This is a genomic window from Paraburkholderia caffeinilytica, from assembly GCF_003368325.1.
In the GTDB taxonomy this organism is placed as follows: Bacteria; Pseudomonadota; Gammaproteobacteria; order Burkholderiales; family Burkholderiaceae; genus Paraburkholderia; species Paraburkholderia caffeinilytica.
On record NZ_CP031467.1, the window covers coordinates 2,228,500 to 2,241,999 of the forward strand.

General features: G+C 59.3%; 14 protein-coding genes. 9 read left to right on the forward strand and 5 right to left on the reverse strand.

Going from position 1 to position 13,500, the window contains the following annotated elements:
* Positions 1-29: 29 nt before the first annotated feature.
* Both DSC91_RS26185 and DSC91_RS26190 read right to left on the reverse strand, forming a co-directional pair.
* Positions 30-494, reverse strand: coding sequence for a hypothetical protein (locus tag DSC91_RS26185; protein WP_115781519.1), 465 nt, complete (start codon positions 492-494; stop codon positions 30-32).
* A gap of 224 nt (positions 495-718) precedes the next feature.
* Positions 719-955, reverse strand: coding sequence for a hypothetical protein (locus tag DSC91_RS26190; RefSeq protein WP_115781520.1), 237 nt, complete (start codon positions 953-955; stop codon positions 719-721).
* 124 nt (positions 956-1,079) lie between these two features.
* Between DSC91_RS26190 and DSC91_RS26195 the strand changes: the two genes are divergently transcribed.
* Entirely contained in the window at positions 1,080-1,787 is a 708-nt protein-coding gene (locus DSC91_RS26195) for an NUDIX hydrolase (RefSeq protein ID WP_115781521.1), read from the forward strand.
* 670 nt (positions 1,788-2,457) lie between these two features.
* Here DSC91_RS26195 and DSC91_RS26200 read toward each other — a convergent pair.
* A complete protein-coding gene (locus DSC91_RS26200; protein ID WP_115781522.1) occupies positions 2,458-3,324 on the reverse strand; it encodes an AraC family transcriptional regulator in 867 nt (288 codons plus the stop codon).
* A 260-nt stretch (positions 3,325-3,584) separates the two neighbouring features.
* On the opposite strand from DSC91_RS26200, the gene eat reads away from it, so the two are divergent.
* Genes eat through eutC form a run of 3 tightly spaced genes read left to right on the forward strand, consistent with a single transcriptional unit; the run spans position 3,585 to position 7,208 of the window.
* Positions 3,585-4,988: an ethanolamine permease gene (gene eat / locus DSC91_RS26205; RefSeq protein ID WP_115781523.1), complete on the forward strand. Its 1,404-nt coding sequence runs from the start codon at positions 3,585-3,587 to the stop codon at positions 4,986-4,988.
* Between the two features lie 43 nt (positions 4,989-5,031).
* Positions 5,032-6,426 (forward strand): ethanolamine ammonia-lyase subunit EutB, encoded by a 1,395-nt coding sequence (locus DSC91_RS26210; protein WP_115781524.1) that lies wholly within the window; start codon positions 5,032-5,034, stop codon positions 6,424-6,426.
* Positions 6,423-7,208: an ethanolamine ammonia-lyase subunit EutC gene (eutC, locus tag DSC91_RS26215; RefSeq protein ID WP_115781525.1), complete on the forward strand. Its 786-nt coding sequence runs from the start codon at positions 6,423-6,425 to the stop codon at positions 7,206-7,208. The genes DSC91_RS26210 and eutC overlap by 4 nt, the downstream gene beginning before the upstream one ends.
* A gap of 189 nt (positions 7,209-7,397) precedes the next feature.
* On the opposite strand, the gene DSC91_RS26220 is transcribed toward eutC, so the two are convergent.
* Positions 7,398-7,793, reverse strand: coding sequence for a DUF779 domain-containing protein (locus tag DSC91_RS26220; RefSeq protein WP_115781526.1), 396 nt, complete (start codon positions 7,791-7,793; stop codon positions 7,398-7,400).
* Positions 7,794-7,868: 75 nt separating this feature from the next.
* Positions 7,869-9,389, reverse strand: coding sequence for an aldehyde dehydrogenase (adh, locus tag DSC91_RS26225; protein WP_115781527.1), 1,521 nt, complete (start codon positions 9,387-9,389; stop codon positions 7,869-7,871).
* Positions 9,390-9,714: 325 nt separating this feature from the next.
* Here adh and DSC91_RS26230 point away from each other — a divergent pair, with 325 nt between their 5' ends.
* From DSC91_RS26230 to DSC91_RS26250, 5 genes are all read left to right on the forward strand, one after another.
* On the forward strand, positions 9,715-10,758 hold the full coding sequence (locus DSC91_RS26230) for a helix-turn-helix domain-containing protein (RefSeq protein ID WP_115781528.1): 1,044 nt from the start codon (positions 9,715-9,717) through the stop codon (positions 10,756-10,758).
* Between the two features lie 299 nt (positions 10,759-11,057).
* Positions 11,058-12,011 (forward strand): CsgG/HfaB family protein, encoded by a 954-nt coding sequence (locus DSC91_RS26235; RefSeq protein WP_115781529.1) that lies wholly within the window; start codon positions 11,058-11,060, stop codon positions 12,009-12,011.
* 3 nt (positions 12,012-12,014) lie between these two features.
* A complete protein-coding gene (locus DSC91_RS26240) occupies positions 12,015-12,374 on the forward strand; it encodes a hypothetical protein (protein WP_115781530.1) in 360 nt (119 codons plus the stop codon).
* Positions 12,371-12,742: a DUF4810 domain-containing protein gene (locus DSC91_RS26245; protein ID WP_115781531.1), complete on the forward strand. Its 372-nt coding sequence runs from the start codon at positions 12,371-12,373 to the stop codon at positions 12,740-12,742. Before DSC91_RS26240 ends, DSC91_RS26245 begins: the two co-directional genes overlap by 4 nt.
* Complete coding sequence (locus DSC91_RS26250) at positions 12,739-13,422, forward strand: DUF799 domain-containing protein (protein ID WP_229758142.1); 684 nt, start codon at positions 12,739-12,741, stop codon at positions 13,420-13,422. Before DSC91_RS26245 ends, DSC91_RS26250 begins: the two co-directional genes overlap by 4 nt.
* Positions 13,423-13,500 lie beyond the last annotated feature (78 nt).

A 13,500-nucleotide genomic window follows, 5' to 3' on the forward strand; every position in this document is an offset into this window, starting at 1 on the left:
AAAGGTAGCAGGCCTCGCGCGGAAGTCGATCACGTCATCTCTTTGCAATCACGTATGGGTGGCCCGTTTGGTGCCGACAGCACGGCGATATGGACGGTGCACGCGTTCATCTTTGCAATGCCCGTTTCGACCGCACGGCGCAGTATGTAGAAGCCCGACGCGAGCGGGTGTAAAGGCGGTGACGCGTCCATGTTTGCAACTGGACTGGAACTTCGCCGCGCGTTCCGCTCCCGTTGCATCGCGCAATTGCGCTCCCGATAGGTCGGGTGCGTCGCGCGGTATTGACGCCAGTAGTCCGGGTGACGAGCGCGCCATTTGGCCTGCGCCCGCGCCTGGTTGTCGCGATAGTCGGCATCGCTGCGCAAACGCTGGCGTTGCCAACGTCGCCGGCGTTCCCGCTGACACGCCGCGGCCGAGCAGTATCGTTGGTTGGGCACCTGCAAGAGGGGATGGAAAAGATTGCCGCAGGCGAGGCAAGGCCGGGTCGATTTCATGAGCACACTCCATACGTGCCACCAGTATGGAGTTGACTCGCCCGCAGCTCGACTGCAGGTGGCGCATCGCGCACCATTCGCCGGCCGGTATTAGTTAGCCAGCAACTACAACGGCGCTGCCAGCCAAGGTCAACTATTTTGCGATTTCCGTAGGTCAGAGACAGGTTTTCTGAGAGGGTTTGGAGGTGGTCTTCTCAGAAAAGTTGTACAACCCTTTGATTTTTCTAAACACGCGAAGACAGGTAATTTGAGAGCCTATAACCGCGGCGCAGCGCATCGGTGACCATCAGCAGCGCCATGACGGTGTTCGAATCCGGCACGTGCGCGTGCACCTGCAACACGTCTGCCGGCACGCCCAGCTCGACCGTTACGTGAACTTCGCCACCCGGAAACTGCAGCGTCTTGAGTGCAAGTGGCCGGCGACGGTTCTCGGCACGGGATACAGCGAAAATCTGGATCACGGTTAGGCTCCTCACTTCGTCGAGTTTTTCGACTAATGGGATGCAGTATAGCCGTACTTAGTTGAGAAATTCAACTAACTATGCAAAAATAATATTTAACGTTTTACCGACAGGAGGTCCCCGCATGTCCGACGCCTACCCGAAGCCAGATGTCAGTGTGGACGTCGTGCTGTTGACGCTTGTCGAAGGCAAGCTGCATGTCGCGCTTCATGTCCGTACGAAAAGACCGGATAAGGGCACACTCGCGCTTCCGGGCGGACAGGTGCACGTCGACGACGATGATGAGGTTGATCTGGAGGCGACGGCATACCGCGTGTTGCGTGAGAAGGTGGGGCTTGTACCGCGCTATCTGGAGCAGTTGCGCACCTTTTCCGGCCGCGAGCGGGATCCGACGCGCGGTTTCACGGTCTCTATCTCACACGTCGCGCTTATACCCTACGAAGAACTGAAAGCCGTCGGCGATGGGGTCTTTCACTTTTATAGCGTTGACGATCTGCCGAGGCTCGCGTTCGACCACGCCGCGCAGGTTTCTGAGGCCGTCCAGCGGCTCAGGAACAAGGCCAGTTACTCCACGCTCCCCTGCTGGCTTCTACCCGAAGCCTTTACGCTGACGCAGCTTCAGGTGGTCTACGAACAGATTTTCGGCGAGACCGTGAAGCGCGGAACATTTCGCTCGCGACTTGGAATCAAGGTGCAAGATGTCCGTCCCGGTGAAGCTGTTGACGAAGCCGAGATCCTGGTTGCAACCGACCAGTTTCAGGGCGGCAAACAGCGTCCCGCCCGGCTTTTCAAGGTCAACCGGTTAAGCCTGTTCAGGCGGGCGTTCTGGTAGGTGGTCACACGAATTCATGCCGGGCTTCCTTCTTCGATTACCCCGTCGGCCATGCGCTCCGGTCATTCCTTTTCTGCGTAACCGAACGGTCGACTCGAAAGTGCAGCGGCCACTCGGCGACACTCACCGACTTCAGACATCACTAAACTGACGCGCCGTCAACGTCGTGCCAAAAAAGTTGGCTACGTTCGTCATGACGCTAAGTAGTTCAAACGCGACTTCGGCCGTCCACTGCCCGTCGAACACGACGTTTTCGGCTTCGACGTTGTGAAGCCACGCCTTGGATAGACGGGCGACAAGTCAAACTGACTGCTGATCGCTGGATAAGTCATCCCACTTATCCACATCCCCCTCTGGACAACTTTTGTACAAGCCCCCTGACACGTTGTGGGCGAAACCTTGATAAACCTACGACCTCGCCAGGTCAGTCAAAAGTTTTCCCTGGCTCCTCCTCCCTGTTCGCCCACGCTCCGCAGGGTTATCGATTCCGCAGTCCTTTGATCTGTAAGCGAAGATTCAAGTTATCCACAGCGAAGTGCGAGGCTTGTTAACTATTACTACGTATACATATACAAAGACTATAAAAACCAGAGAGGCATCCACGAATCCCGCTGCACAGGCGAGCAGAACGCTCAAAGCAGTCAGTACAACCAGAATCAAGCCAAACCCCTCAAACCAACGGCAAACAAATCTCCGTCAGCAATTCAGCAGGCGCAGTCTCCTTCGGACTATTCAAATACTCCTCAAACACCGGCGCATCCGCAGCCTCACGCCCCGACTGGACAAGCCACGTCCCATACAACCACTCATAAGCCGCCCGCATATCGCTATACGGCCCTTTATGCCGCAACACTGCATACTCACCCCCCTTCACATGCGCCAAAGAAACCGGCGAACTCACCGTCACCGAAGCCTGCACCGGACGCGGCAACAACACCCCGGCCTTCGACCGCAACTCATCCTCCGCAACCACACCCGGATCGTCGTAGTAAATCCCGATCATGCGCATCTGTCCCGCCAGCAGATTATGTTTTCCCAACCAGCCGAACAACCCATCAAACGCTTTGCCGATCTGCATATACGGCCCAACATGATCCACCGACAAAACCTCCATCGGCTCCACGTGACGAATCACCACTTCACGCATCGTCATTTGATCGTCTCCTGAAAGTGCCGGACGAAACCGGCTATGCGTCCCCTGCTTGCGATACTGCGCTGGCGGCATGCCGAAAACCGCGCGGAAGGTACGAGAGAAAGACTGCAAACTGCTATAGCCCGAGCGCCCGGCAATTTCAGCGATCGGCATCGAGCCATTCGCCAGATAGCCCGCCGCGCGATGTAATCGCAAGCGGCGCACGGTCGTCGCCACTGTCTCGCCATACATCGCCTGAAAGATGCGATGCCAGTGATACGGCGACATGCAGGCGATTTGCGCGAGACGATCGATATCCAGCGGTTCGTCGAGATGATCGTAAATATGGTCCAGCACGCGACCCAGCCGCGTTTCGTAGCGCGCCCGATTGTCCGATTGGTTCATGGCTGAGTGACTGACTAACCGAAAGAAGAATGCCGGATGGCATGCGAACCAAAGTACCACGTCGCCATTTACCAAATCCTGCGATCTTCGCCAAAAAGCGCGCGAACGGAATTAAGCGCCCACTGACACAATCGCCCCCGAACTTTGCCGAATTTCGATAACACCTCGAATAATGGCTCACTACCATCGGCTGAAGCCTGTCCGCCCATGCACCGCAAAGCCTTGCGGCGTCGAGCAAGCGGCAACATCAGGAGCGCCCGATGAAATCAGAATCCAAAAGTCAGCACGTCGGTAAAGTCACGCATCACGAGTTGAAGCAGACGCTCGGTACGTGGCAACTGTGGGGGATCGCGGTCGGTCTGGTCATTTCCGGCGAGTATTTTGGCTGGAGCTACGGCTGGGCGAGCGCCGGCACACTCGGCTTCGTCATCACGGCGGTTTTTATTGCCGCGATGTACACCACCTTCATTTTCAGTTTCACCGAACTCACCACGTCGATCCCGCATGCGGGCGGCCCGTTCGCCTACGCGCGTCACGCTTTCGGTCCGACCGGCGGTTATCTGGCGGGCGCGGCGACATTAGTCGAATTCGTGTTTGCGCCACCCGCCATTGCGCTCGCGATCGGCGCCTATCTGCACGTGCAGTTTCCGGGTCTCGAGCCGAAACACGCGGCGATGGGCGCGTATCTCGTCTTCATGGCGTTGAATATCGTCGGCGTGCAGATCGCCGCGGCCTTCGAGTTGTGCGTGACGCTGCTCGCAATCTTCGAATTGCTGGTGTTCATGGGTGTCGTGTCGCCGGGATTCCAGTGGTCGAATTTCACGAAGGGCGGCTGGTCCGGCGCGGACACCTTCAGCATGGGCTCGTTTCACGGCATGTTCGCGGCGATTCCCTTCGCCATCTGGTTCTTCCTCGCGATTGAAGGCGTGGCGATGGCCGCCGAAGAAGCCAAGAATCCGAAGCGTTCGATTCCAATCGCCTACGTCGCCGGCATTCTTACCTTGGTCGTGCTCGCCATCGGCGTGATGGTGTTCGCAGGCGCCGCCGGCGACTGGACCAAGCTGTCGAACATCAACGATCCGCTGCCGCAAGCCATGAAGTTCATCGTCGGCGAACATAGCGGCTGGATGCATATGCTGGTGTGGCTAGGCCTGTTCGGGCTCGTCGCGTCGTTTCACGGCATCATCCTCGGCTACTCGCGGCAGATCTTCGCGCTGGCTCGCGCGGGTTATCTGCCGGAGTGGCTTTCCAAGGTGCATCCGCGCTTCAAGACGCCGCATCGCGCGATCATCGCGGGTGGCGTGGTCGGCATCGCCGCAATCTACAGCGACGAGCTGATCCAGTTCGGCGGCCAGACGCTCACAGCGAACATCGTGACGATGTCCGTATTTGGCGCTATCGTGATGTATATCATCAGCATGTTGTCGCTGTTCAAGCTGCGCCGCTCGGACCCAAACATGGAGCGCCCGTTCCGCGCGCCGCTGTTTCCGTTCTTTCCGGCGTTCGCGCTGGTGGCCGCGGTGATTTGTCTGGCAACGATGGTTTACTTCAATTTCCTGGTGGCCATCGTGTTCGCGATCTTCCTCGCGTTGGGCTACGTCTACTTCCTGTTGACGCGCCATCAACGCGAAACCGCGCCGACAGACGCCTTGCTCGAAGAGTGACGGATCGAGCCGCTGCGCACGCAGCGGCGATGGAGTCGTGAAGATGAGCTACACCGAGACGATCGGCAGCCGTACTTATCGCTTTGCCGACCTGAAAACCTTGATGGCGAAGGCCAGTCCGCAGCGTTCCGGCGACCAGCTCGCGGGCGTCGCGGCGGCGAGCGAAGAAGAGCGCGTCGCGGCCAAGATGGCGCTCGCGCAGGTGCCGCTGCGCACGTTTCTCAACGAAGCGTTGATTCCCTACGAAAGCGATGAGGTCACGCGCCTCGTGATCGACGATCACTCGCCGCAGGCGTTCGCCGAGATCTCGCATTTGACGGTCGGCGATTTCCGCAACTGGCTGCTAAGCAGCACGACCGATGCCGACGCGCTCACGCGAATCACCGCCGGCCTCACGCCGGAAATGGTCGCGGCGGTCTCGAAGCTGATGCGCAATCAGGATCTGATCGCGGCGGCGCGCAAACGTCCGGTGATCACACGCTTTCGTAATACGGTCGGCTTGCCGGGTCACATGTCGGTGCGTCTGCAACCGAATCATCCGACCGACGACGTCAAAGGCATCGCCGCGTCGATGCTCGATGGCCTGATGTACGGCTGCGGCGATGCGATGATCGGCATCAATCCGGCCAGCGACAATCTTGCCGCGATCACCAAGCTGTTGCTGATGATCGACGACTTCCGCCAGCGTTATCAAGTGCCGACTCAATCGTGTGTGCTGACCCACGTCACCAACACGATTGCAGCCATCGAAAAAGGCGCGCCGGTCGATCTGGTGTTTCAGTCGATTGCCGGAACGGAGAAAGCGAACGCAGGTTTCGGTATTTCGCTTGCGCTGTTGCAGGAAGCGTATGAAGCAGGGCTTTCGCTGAAACGTGGCACCGTCGGCAGCAACCTGATGTATTTCGAAACCGGCCAGGGCAGTGCCTTGTCGGCGGATGCGCATTTCGGCGTCGATCAACAGACGTGCGAAGTGCGCGCCTACGCGGTCGCGCGCAAGTTCAATCCGTTTCTGGTTAACACGGTGGTCGGCTTCATCGGACCGGAGTATCTATACGACGGCAAGCAGATCACGCGTGCGGGCCTTGAAGACCACTTTTGCGGCAAACTGCTCGGCGTGCCGATGGGCTGCGATATCTGCTATACGAATCACGCCGAAGCCGATCAGGACGATATGGATAACTTGCTCACGCTTTTGGGCGTGGCGGGTATCAACTTCATCATGGGCATTCCGGGTGCGGACGATGTGATGCTCAACTATCAAAGCACCTCATTCCATGACGCCCTGTACGTGCGCGACGTGCTCGGCCTGCGCCGTGCACCGGAATTCGAAGAGTGGCTGGAATCCATGCAGATCACTGACGCGCGCGGTGCTTTGCTGAGCGCATCGTCACAGCAACCGCTGCTAGAAGGTGCGAATGACTGGATGGGCATCGCATGAGCGACTTCCTCGAAAAGAACCCATGGAACGGGCTGCGGCAGTTCACTAATGCGCGCATCGCGTTAGGCCGCGCGGGCAACAGTTTGCCTACGGCACCGTTGCTCGCGTTCAACCTGTCGCATGCGCAGGCACGCGACGCGGTGCATCATCCGCTCGATACGGACGTGCTGCACGAGCAACTGCGTGCGCAAAGTTTCAGCACATTGGATGTGCATAGTGCCGCGCCTGATCGTGAGCATTACTTGCGGCGGCCGGATCTCGGCAGGCGCTTGAGCGATGAGAGCCGCGCAGCGCTCGGGCAACTCAAGGTCGAGTCGCCGGAAGTGGTTTTCGTGATCGCCGACGGTCTCTCTGCATTCGCTGCATCGAAGCAGTCGATCCCGTTGCTGCAAGCCGTTTGCACAAGACTCACGGACTGGAAGATCGGCCCCGTAGTAGTCGCACGCCAGGCCCGCGTCGCGCTCGGTGACGAAATCGGCGAGCTGCTCAATGCCAAACTGGTGGTGATGCTGATTGGTGAGCGTCCAGGTTTGAGTTCACCCGATAGCCTTGGTATCTACCTGACGTACGCCCCTAAGGTAGGTTGCAGCGATGCGCAACGCAACTGCATTTCCAACGTGCGTCCTGAAGGTCTTAACTACGAATCTGCCGCGCACAAACTGCATTACTTGCTGACGCATGCAAGACGTTTGGGCCTCACGGGCGTCGGTCTGAAAGACGACAGCGACGCGCTGCTAGCCAGCGCACCAACAACACCCCTAGTCGGCGACGATTCAAATTAGACGCGAACGGCTGGTGAACGCGCCGACAACATTTGCAACCGGCAATGATTCAAACTGGACACGCGCTCGCTGACGAGACAGCGTAGGTAACGCCAGCAGGCGGCAGCGATTCAAATTAACGACGCGCTGCCAACCAGCATGCCAACGATCAGCAACAATCCGAACTAAGGTGCGACGTAGAAGCGCTACTTAAGCATCCGCCCGCTCAACCGGATGCTTTTCCAACCACGCGTTCTCGTCGTCCTCGAACAGCCGCGAGCGTGTCAGAAACCGCAACCCGCTCGGCCGTTCCAAAGAAAACATCCCACCATTCCCGGGCACCACATCGATGATCAACTGCGTGTGCTGCCAGTATTCAAACTGCGATTCGCTCATGTAGAACGGCACGCCGGCAATCGTGCCGAGTTTCACATCGGACGAGCCGACCATGAACTCACTCTGAGGGAACATCATCGGCGCGCTGCCGTCGCAGCATCCACCGGATTGATGAAACAGCACGGCCCCGTGTTCCGCGCATAGCTTATCGATCAAATCGACCGCCGCAGGCGTGGCGATCACGCGCGCTACTTGCTTCTCATCAGCCATCACAAGCCCTCGCTGAAAAAGAGCGAGCCGCACAAAGCGGCCCGCTCGAACGGAATGGCTATCGCCCCGTCAAACTTAGAAGAAACCGAGCGGCTTATCGCTATAGCTGACGAGCAGGTTCTTGGTCTGCTGATAGTGATCGAGCATCATCTTGTGATTTTCGCGGCCGATGCCCGATTGCTTGTAGCCACCGAACGCAGCATGTGCCGGATACGCGTGATAGCAGTTGGTCCACACGCGGCCCGCCTGGATTTGCCGGCCGAAGCGATAGGCGCGCGTACCGTCGCGCGTCCAGACGCCGGCGCCCAGGCCATAGAGCGTATCGTTGGCGATTTCGAGCGCTTCGTCTTCGTTCTTGAAGGTCGTCACGGAAACGACCGGCCCGAAGATTTCCTCCTGGAAGATGCGCATCTTGTTGTGGCCGCGGAACACGGTCGGCTTCACGTAGTAGCCCTTGCTCAGTTCGCCGTCGAGCGCATTGCGTTCACCGCCGATGAGACATTCCGCGCCTTCCTGTTTGCCGAGATCGACGTAGGAGAGGATCTTTTCCAGCTGTTCCTGCGAGGCTTGAGCGCCGATCATCGTCTTCGTATCGAGCGGATGCCCTTGCGTGATCGCAGCCACGCGCTTCAACGCGCGTTCCATGAAGCGGTCGTAGATCTTTTCGTCGATCAGCACACGCGACGGACACGTGCACACTTCACCCTGATTCAGCGCGAACATCGTGAAGCCTTCGAGCGCCTTGTCGAAATAGCTGTCGTCCGCGTTCATCACGTCGGCGAAGAAAATGTTCGGGCTCTTGCCGCCGAGTTCGAGCGTCACCGGAATGATGTTCTGGCTCGCGTACTGCATGATCAGGCGGCCGGTCGTCGTCTCACCCGTGAAGGCGATCTTCGCGATACGCTTGCTCGACGCAAGCGGCTTGCCGGCTTCGAGGCCGAACCCGTTCACCACGTTCAGCACGCCCGGCGGCAGCAGATCGTGGATCAGTTCGAGCAGCACGAGAATCGACGCAGGTGTTTGCTCAGCCGGTTTCAGCACGACGCAATTGCCGGCAGCCAAGGCAGGTGCGAGCTTCCATACCGCCATCAGGATCGGGAAATTCCACGGAATGATCTGGCCGACCACGCCGAGCGGTTCGTGAAAGTGATAGGCGACGGTGTCGTGGTCGATCTCGGAGATCCCACCTTCCTGCGCGCGGACGGCGCCGGCGAAATAGCGGAAATGATCAATGGCAAGCGGGATATCCGCAGCCATCGTTTCGCGCAGCGGCTTGCCGTTGTCGATCGTTTCAGCCACGGCGATGCGTTGCAGATTCGCTTCCATCCGGTCGGCGATACGGTTCAGGATGTTCGCCCGCTCGGTGGTCGACGTCTTGCCCCACGCGGTCTTCGCACGATGCGCGGCGTCGAGGGCAAGTTCGATATCGGCTTCGCGGGAACGCGGGATGGACGTGAACGGCTCACCGGTGATCGGCGACACGTTGTCGAAGTACTCGCCACCCACCGGTTTCACCCATTCACCGCCGATGAAATTCGCATACTGCTTTTTGTACGGGAATTCGGTAGTCAGAAACTGCATCTCTGCGTGATTCATCTGTGTGCTCCTCACATGTTTGAATGGGCTATATTCGGCGCGATATTTCGCTGGCCGCGACAGACTAGAGCCAGAACTGTGCCAATGCACCGCGCTGGTGAGCGGTGCACGCGCAGCAGGCACGCCCGCGAAGCGCGGCGCGTGGCATTGCTCACTTTGCCGGGGAATGAACGTTTCGTTTCTGACCAGGGTGCGCAGCCCTGTTCACGAATTGAACAGGGCGTGAGCGTGTAGTGCCACGATCAACCCAACGTAAGCGGCGAATCTGTTCGGCATGACAATTGCCTTCCATTTCTCCTCAATACTTCGATTTCGCAGGTCCGGTATGACGATTGAACTCCGAAGTGACAGCCTGACGGCATCGGCGCACGCGCCGCAGCCGAGCTTTTGCGTGCAGACCCGCGTCGCCTACGACGCCGACGAGCAGGCGCGCAACCTCCACGGCTGGAGCCAGACCTACGATCAACTGACCGCGGGCCGTTTCGTGGGTGGTTTGACGGAGTTGTGCATCGACCACATGCAGGTATTCGTCGAAACCACGAGCCACACGCTGCGGCAGACCTGCGAGATACAGGAGGACGCCTACTGGTTCGGCATTCCGACTTGCCCCGAGGGTTCCGGTCGTATCGACACTCAGGTGATCGCGGGCGATGCGCTGGCATTTCGTCCGGGCGGGATCGAGTTCGAGTTGCTGACTTCGGCGGGCTATCAAATTTTCGGTGTGGTGGTGAAAGGTGACGTGCTGCGCCGGTACGCGGCCGACGTCGAGCGGGTCGGTCTGGCGGACCATCTGCCGAACACGGAAGTCGTGTCGATCGGCAAGGTTCGCAAGGAGCGCCTGTGCGCCTCGCTGCGCCAGCTTCTCGATGACGGCGCGGCGAACGGCGTGCCGCTGTCCTCGTTCGCACGCAACAATTTGCAGGCGTCGGTGCTGGCGTCGTTATTCGATGTGGGCGCGTTGCCTGCCGCTGAGCAGGTTGCAATGCCTATGCGTGGGCGCCGTCAGTCGATCGTGGCAGAAGCGCGCGAGTATGTTCTGGCCAATCGCGACCGCGCGATCAATGTGCCGGAGTTATGCGAACGACTGCACGTGAGCCGGCGCACACTGCAATACTGCTTTCAGGACGTGCTTGGGATGGCACCTGCCACCTATCTGCGCACGATCCGCCTGAATGGCGCACGGCGCGATCTGTGCGCGGCGTCACACGCATCGCGTTCGGTCCAGGATGTCGCCGCGGCGTGGGGTTTCTGGCATTTGAGCCAGTTTGCGACCGATTACCGGAAGCTGTTCGGCATGCGGCCTTCCGATACGTTGAAGGCGGGGATCAATGGCCGCGCGCACGCGGATGACTATTCATTTGCGCATTAAATGCACGGCGGCATTGACGCATTGACGCATTGACGCAATAGGCCATCGCTTTCTGAGCGCACGATTAACAAAGCCTTAAGTTTCGCATTCACGTGCCGATATTAACGGTATGCGAAGTCGTATCCAGCGGGTTTTGAATCAGATAAAAAATGAAAAGTCTTTGATTAATAAAGACAATTCGTCTCTGATGAAATCTGATTAATCCGCTGCGCATAAAAACGAGCAGACTCGAATGCGACCGCCTGGAGCGCGCGCGTCGAAGTCCGGTGGGGCCAACATAACGAAGCAAATCGGGGAAAATGAAGAAACGTACCTTAAGCGCCATGACGCTCGTCATGGCGGTGACCGGTTGCGCGACGGTATCCGATCAACCGGCCAAGGTTGAAGCGCCGCAACCGCGCGTCGAGCAGACTGCGGCGCAACAGGCGCAAGCCGCGCCCGCGCTGAAGACTTTCAAGCGCAAGATCGCAATTGGCCGCTTCTCCAACGAGACGCGCTATGGCCGCACCTTCGTCACCGACTCGAGTCTCGACCCGCTCGGCAAGCAGGCGAGCGATATCCTGGCGGCGCGTCTGGTCGAGTCGAAACAGTTTATGGTGTTCGAGCGTCCGGATCTGACCAAGATCGCCGCCGAGCAGGGTTTGAACAAGGACGGCAAGATGATCGGCGTCGACACGCTGATCCTCGGTTCGGTAACTGAGTTCGGCCGAGGCACGACCGGCAAGGCGGGTTTCCTCAGCTCGACCAAGGTGCAGACGGCACACGCGAAAGTCGAACTGCGTCTCGTCGACGTGAAGACCGGTTACGTGTTCTTCTCCGCGCAGGGCAGCGGCGAGGCGAGCACCGAGTCAGGCGAGATCGCCGGCTTCGGCAGCCGCGCCGACTACGACGGGACGCTCAACGACAAGGCCATCTCCGCCGCGATCTCCGATGTGATCGGCGCGATGATGACCAAGCTCAACGAGCGCCCATGGCGAACCGACATTCTCAAGGTCGACGGCAGCACGGTGTTCATCACAGGCGGTCCGCGCCAGGGTATCCAGCCGGGCGCCACGTTGCGCGTGTACAAGCCGGGCGAATCGGTGCAAAGCGGCCAGACCGGTTTCCAGATCGCGTTGCCGGCTACACAGATCGCGACCTTGCGCGTGCTCAGCTCGTTCGGCGACAACGAAACCAATGAAGGGTCGGTCGCGCAGGTCACGAGCGGCACGCTTGCCGCGAAGAGCGCGGCCACCTACTACGTCGCGGAGTAAGCCATGCTCACAAGCCAAATGAAGCGCCGGTTCGGCGCGCTGGGAATGTCGTGCGCGCTCGCCGCGACGCTGTTGGGCGGCTGTGCGATGCCTCAATCGAAAGTGGAAACCGGCGGCACGCGGCCCACGCTCGCGCTGATCGGTGCGCCCGCTGACGCGACGCTAGTGATCGACGGCACGGTGATTGGCCAGGCGTCGCTGTACGACGGCGTGCACCGTGTGCTGACCGTCGAAGAAGGCGCGCACACGATCGAAGTGAAAAGCAATGCAGGTGTCGTGCTGAGCAAGAAGGTCTTTGCGTCGTCCGGAGAGACGATCAAAGTCGATGTGGCGAATGGTGTCAACGGGGAAAAACAACCATGATGAAAGCCTGGGTAAAGGGCGGCTGCGCAGCCGCATTGGTGGCATTGGCGAGCGGCTGCGTGCAACAGCCGGTGGCGAAGTACAACTGGGGCGACTACGAGTCCGCGATGTATAGCTACTACCAGACGCCGGCGGACAGCCACGCGTTTGCGGAGAAGCTGCTGGCCGCGATTCAGGCGTCGGAATCGGTGAACAAGAAAGTGCCGCCGGGCATGTATGCCGAGTATGGCGAACTGCTGTTGGAAGGCGGCGACAACGCCAACGCAACCAAGTATTTCGAAAAAGAAAAGGCGACCTGGCCAGAGTCGGCAGTGCTGATGACGAACATGATCCGCCTCGCTTCCACTAACCCGACCAAAAAGCCATGATGCGCATTCAATCCTTACTTCGCACGGCCTTTGCCGCCGTGATCGTGGCCGCGCTGGCCGCATGTGCGCCGGTCAAGACCGCGCAGAGACACGCCGATTACACCGCGTTCCGCGCTCAGGCACCGCATTCGATCCTGGTGGTGCCGGTGGTGAACGAAAGCGTTGACGTGGATGCGCCGGACTTCTTCCTGTCGACCATTTCGCGTCCGATCGCTGAGCGCGGGTACTACGTGTTCCCGGTCAATCTGACCAAGAAGGTCATGGCCGACGACGGTCTGTCCGACGCCAACATGGTCCACTCGAACGATCCGACCGTGCTCGGCAAGATGTTCGGCGCCGACGCGATCATGTATATCCGCATCAAGCACTGGGAGTCGAAATACGTGGTGCTGAAAACCACCACCACGGTCGAGCTCGACTATTCGCTGAAGAGCGGCACCACCGGTGAAGAGTTGTGGAAAAACCATGAGGTGCTGAACTATTCGCCGCAGGTGAATTCGAACGGCGGCTTGATCGGTGTGTTGATCTCGGCGGCAGTTGCGGCGGCCATCGAAAAGGCGAAGCCGGACTATATTCCGCTCGCCCGTCAGGCGAACTTCAGCGCCGTGGGTGTGTACGGCACGGGTTTGCCGGCGGGACCGTACGACAAGGCCTACGGCACGGATACGGCGGCATTCTGATCCGCTAACGTGAGGCGATAAAAAAGGGCGACCCGTGTGGGCCGCCCTTTTTTTTTCACTCGTCGCTGGTTCGCGAAC

Bases quoted from the DNA above. Each gene is read 5' to 3' on its own strand.
- DSC91_RS26210 (WP_115781524.1), top strand. From the start codon at position 5,032: ATGAGCTACACCGAGACGATCGGCAGCCGTACTTATCGCTTTGCCGAC.
- DSC91_RS26230 (WP_115781528.1), top strand. From the start codon at position 9,715: ATGACGATTGAACTCCGAAGTGACAGCCTGACGGCATCGGCGCACGCG.
- eutC (WP_115781525.1), top strand. From the start codon at position 6,423: ATGAGCGACTTCCTCGAAAAGAACCCATGGAACGGGCTGCGGCAGTTC.
- DSC91_RS26200 (WP_115781522.1), bottom strand. From the start codon at position 3,324: ATGAACCAATCGGACAATCGGGCGCGCTACGAAACGCGGCTGGGTCGC.
- DSC91_RS26245 (WP_115781531.1), top strand. From the start codon at position 12,371: ATGATGAAAGCCTGGGTAAAGGGCGGCTGCGCAGCCGCATTGGTGGCA.
- adh (WP_115781527.1), bottom strand. From the start codon at position 9,389: ATGAATCACGCAGAGATGCAGTTTCTGACTACCGAATTCCCGTACAAA.
- DSC91_RS26250 (WP_229758142.1), top strand. From the start codon at position 12,739: ATGATGCGCATTCAATCCTTACTTCGCACGGCCTTTGCCGCCGTGATC.
- DSC91_RS26235 (WP_115781529.1), top strand. From the start codon at position 11,058: ATGAAGAAACGTACCTTAAGCGCCATGACGCTCGTCATGGCGGTGACC.
- DSC91_RS26185 (WP_115781519.1), bottom strand. From the start codon at position 494: ATGAAATCGACCCGGCCTTGCCTCGCCTGCGGCAATCTTTTCCATCCC.
- DSC91_RS26240 (WP_115781530.1), top strand. From the start codon at position 12,015: ATGCTCACAAGCCAAATGAAGCGCCGGTTCGGCGCGCTGGGAATGTCG.
- DSC91_RS26220 (WP_115781526.1), bottom strand. From the start codon at position 7,793: ATGGCTGATGAGAAGCAAGTAGCGCGCGTGATCGCCACGCCTGCGGCG.
- eat (WP_115781523.1), top strand. From the start codon at position 3,585: ATGAAATCAGAATCCAAAAGTCAGCACGTCGGTAAAGTCACGCATCAC.
- DSC91_RS26195 (WP_115781521.1), top strand. From the start codon at position 1,080: ATGTCCGACGCCTACCCGAAGCCAGATGTCAGTGTGGACGTCGTGCTG.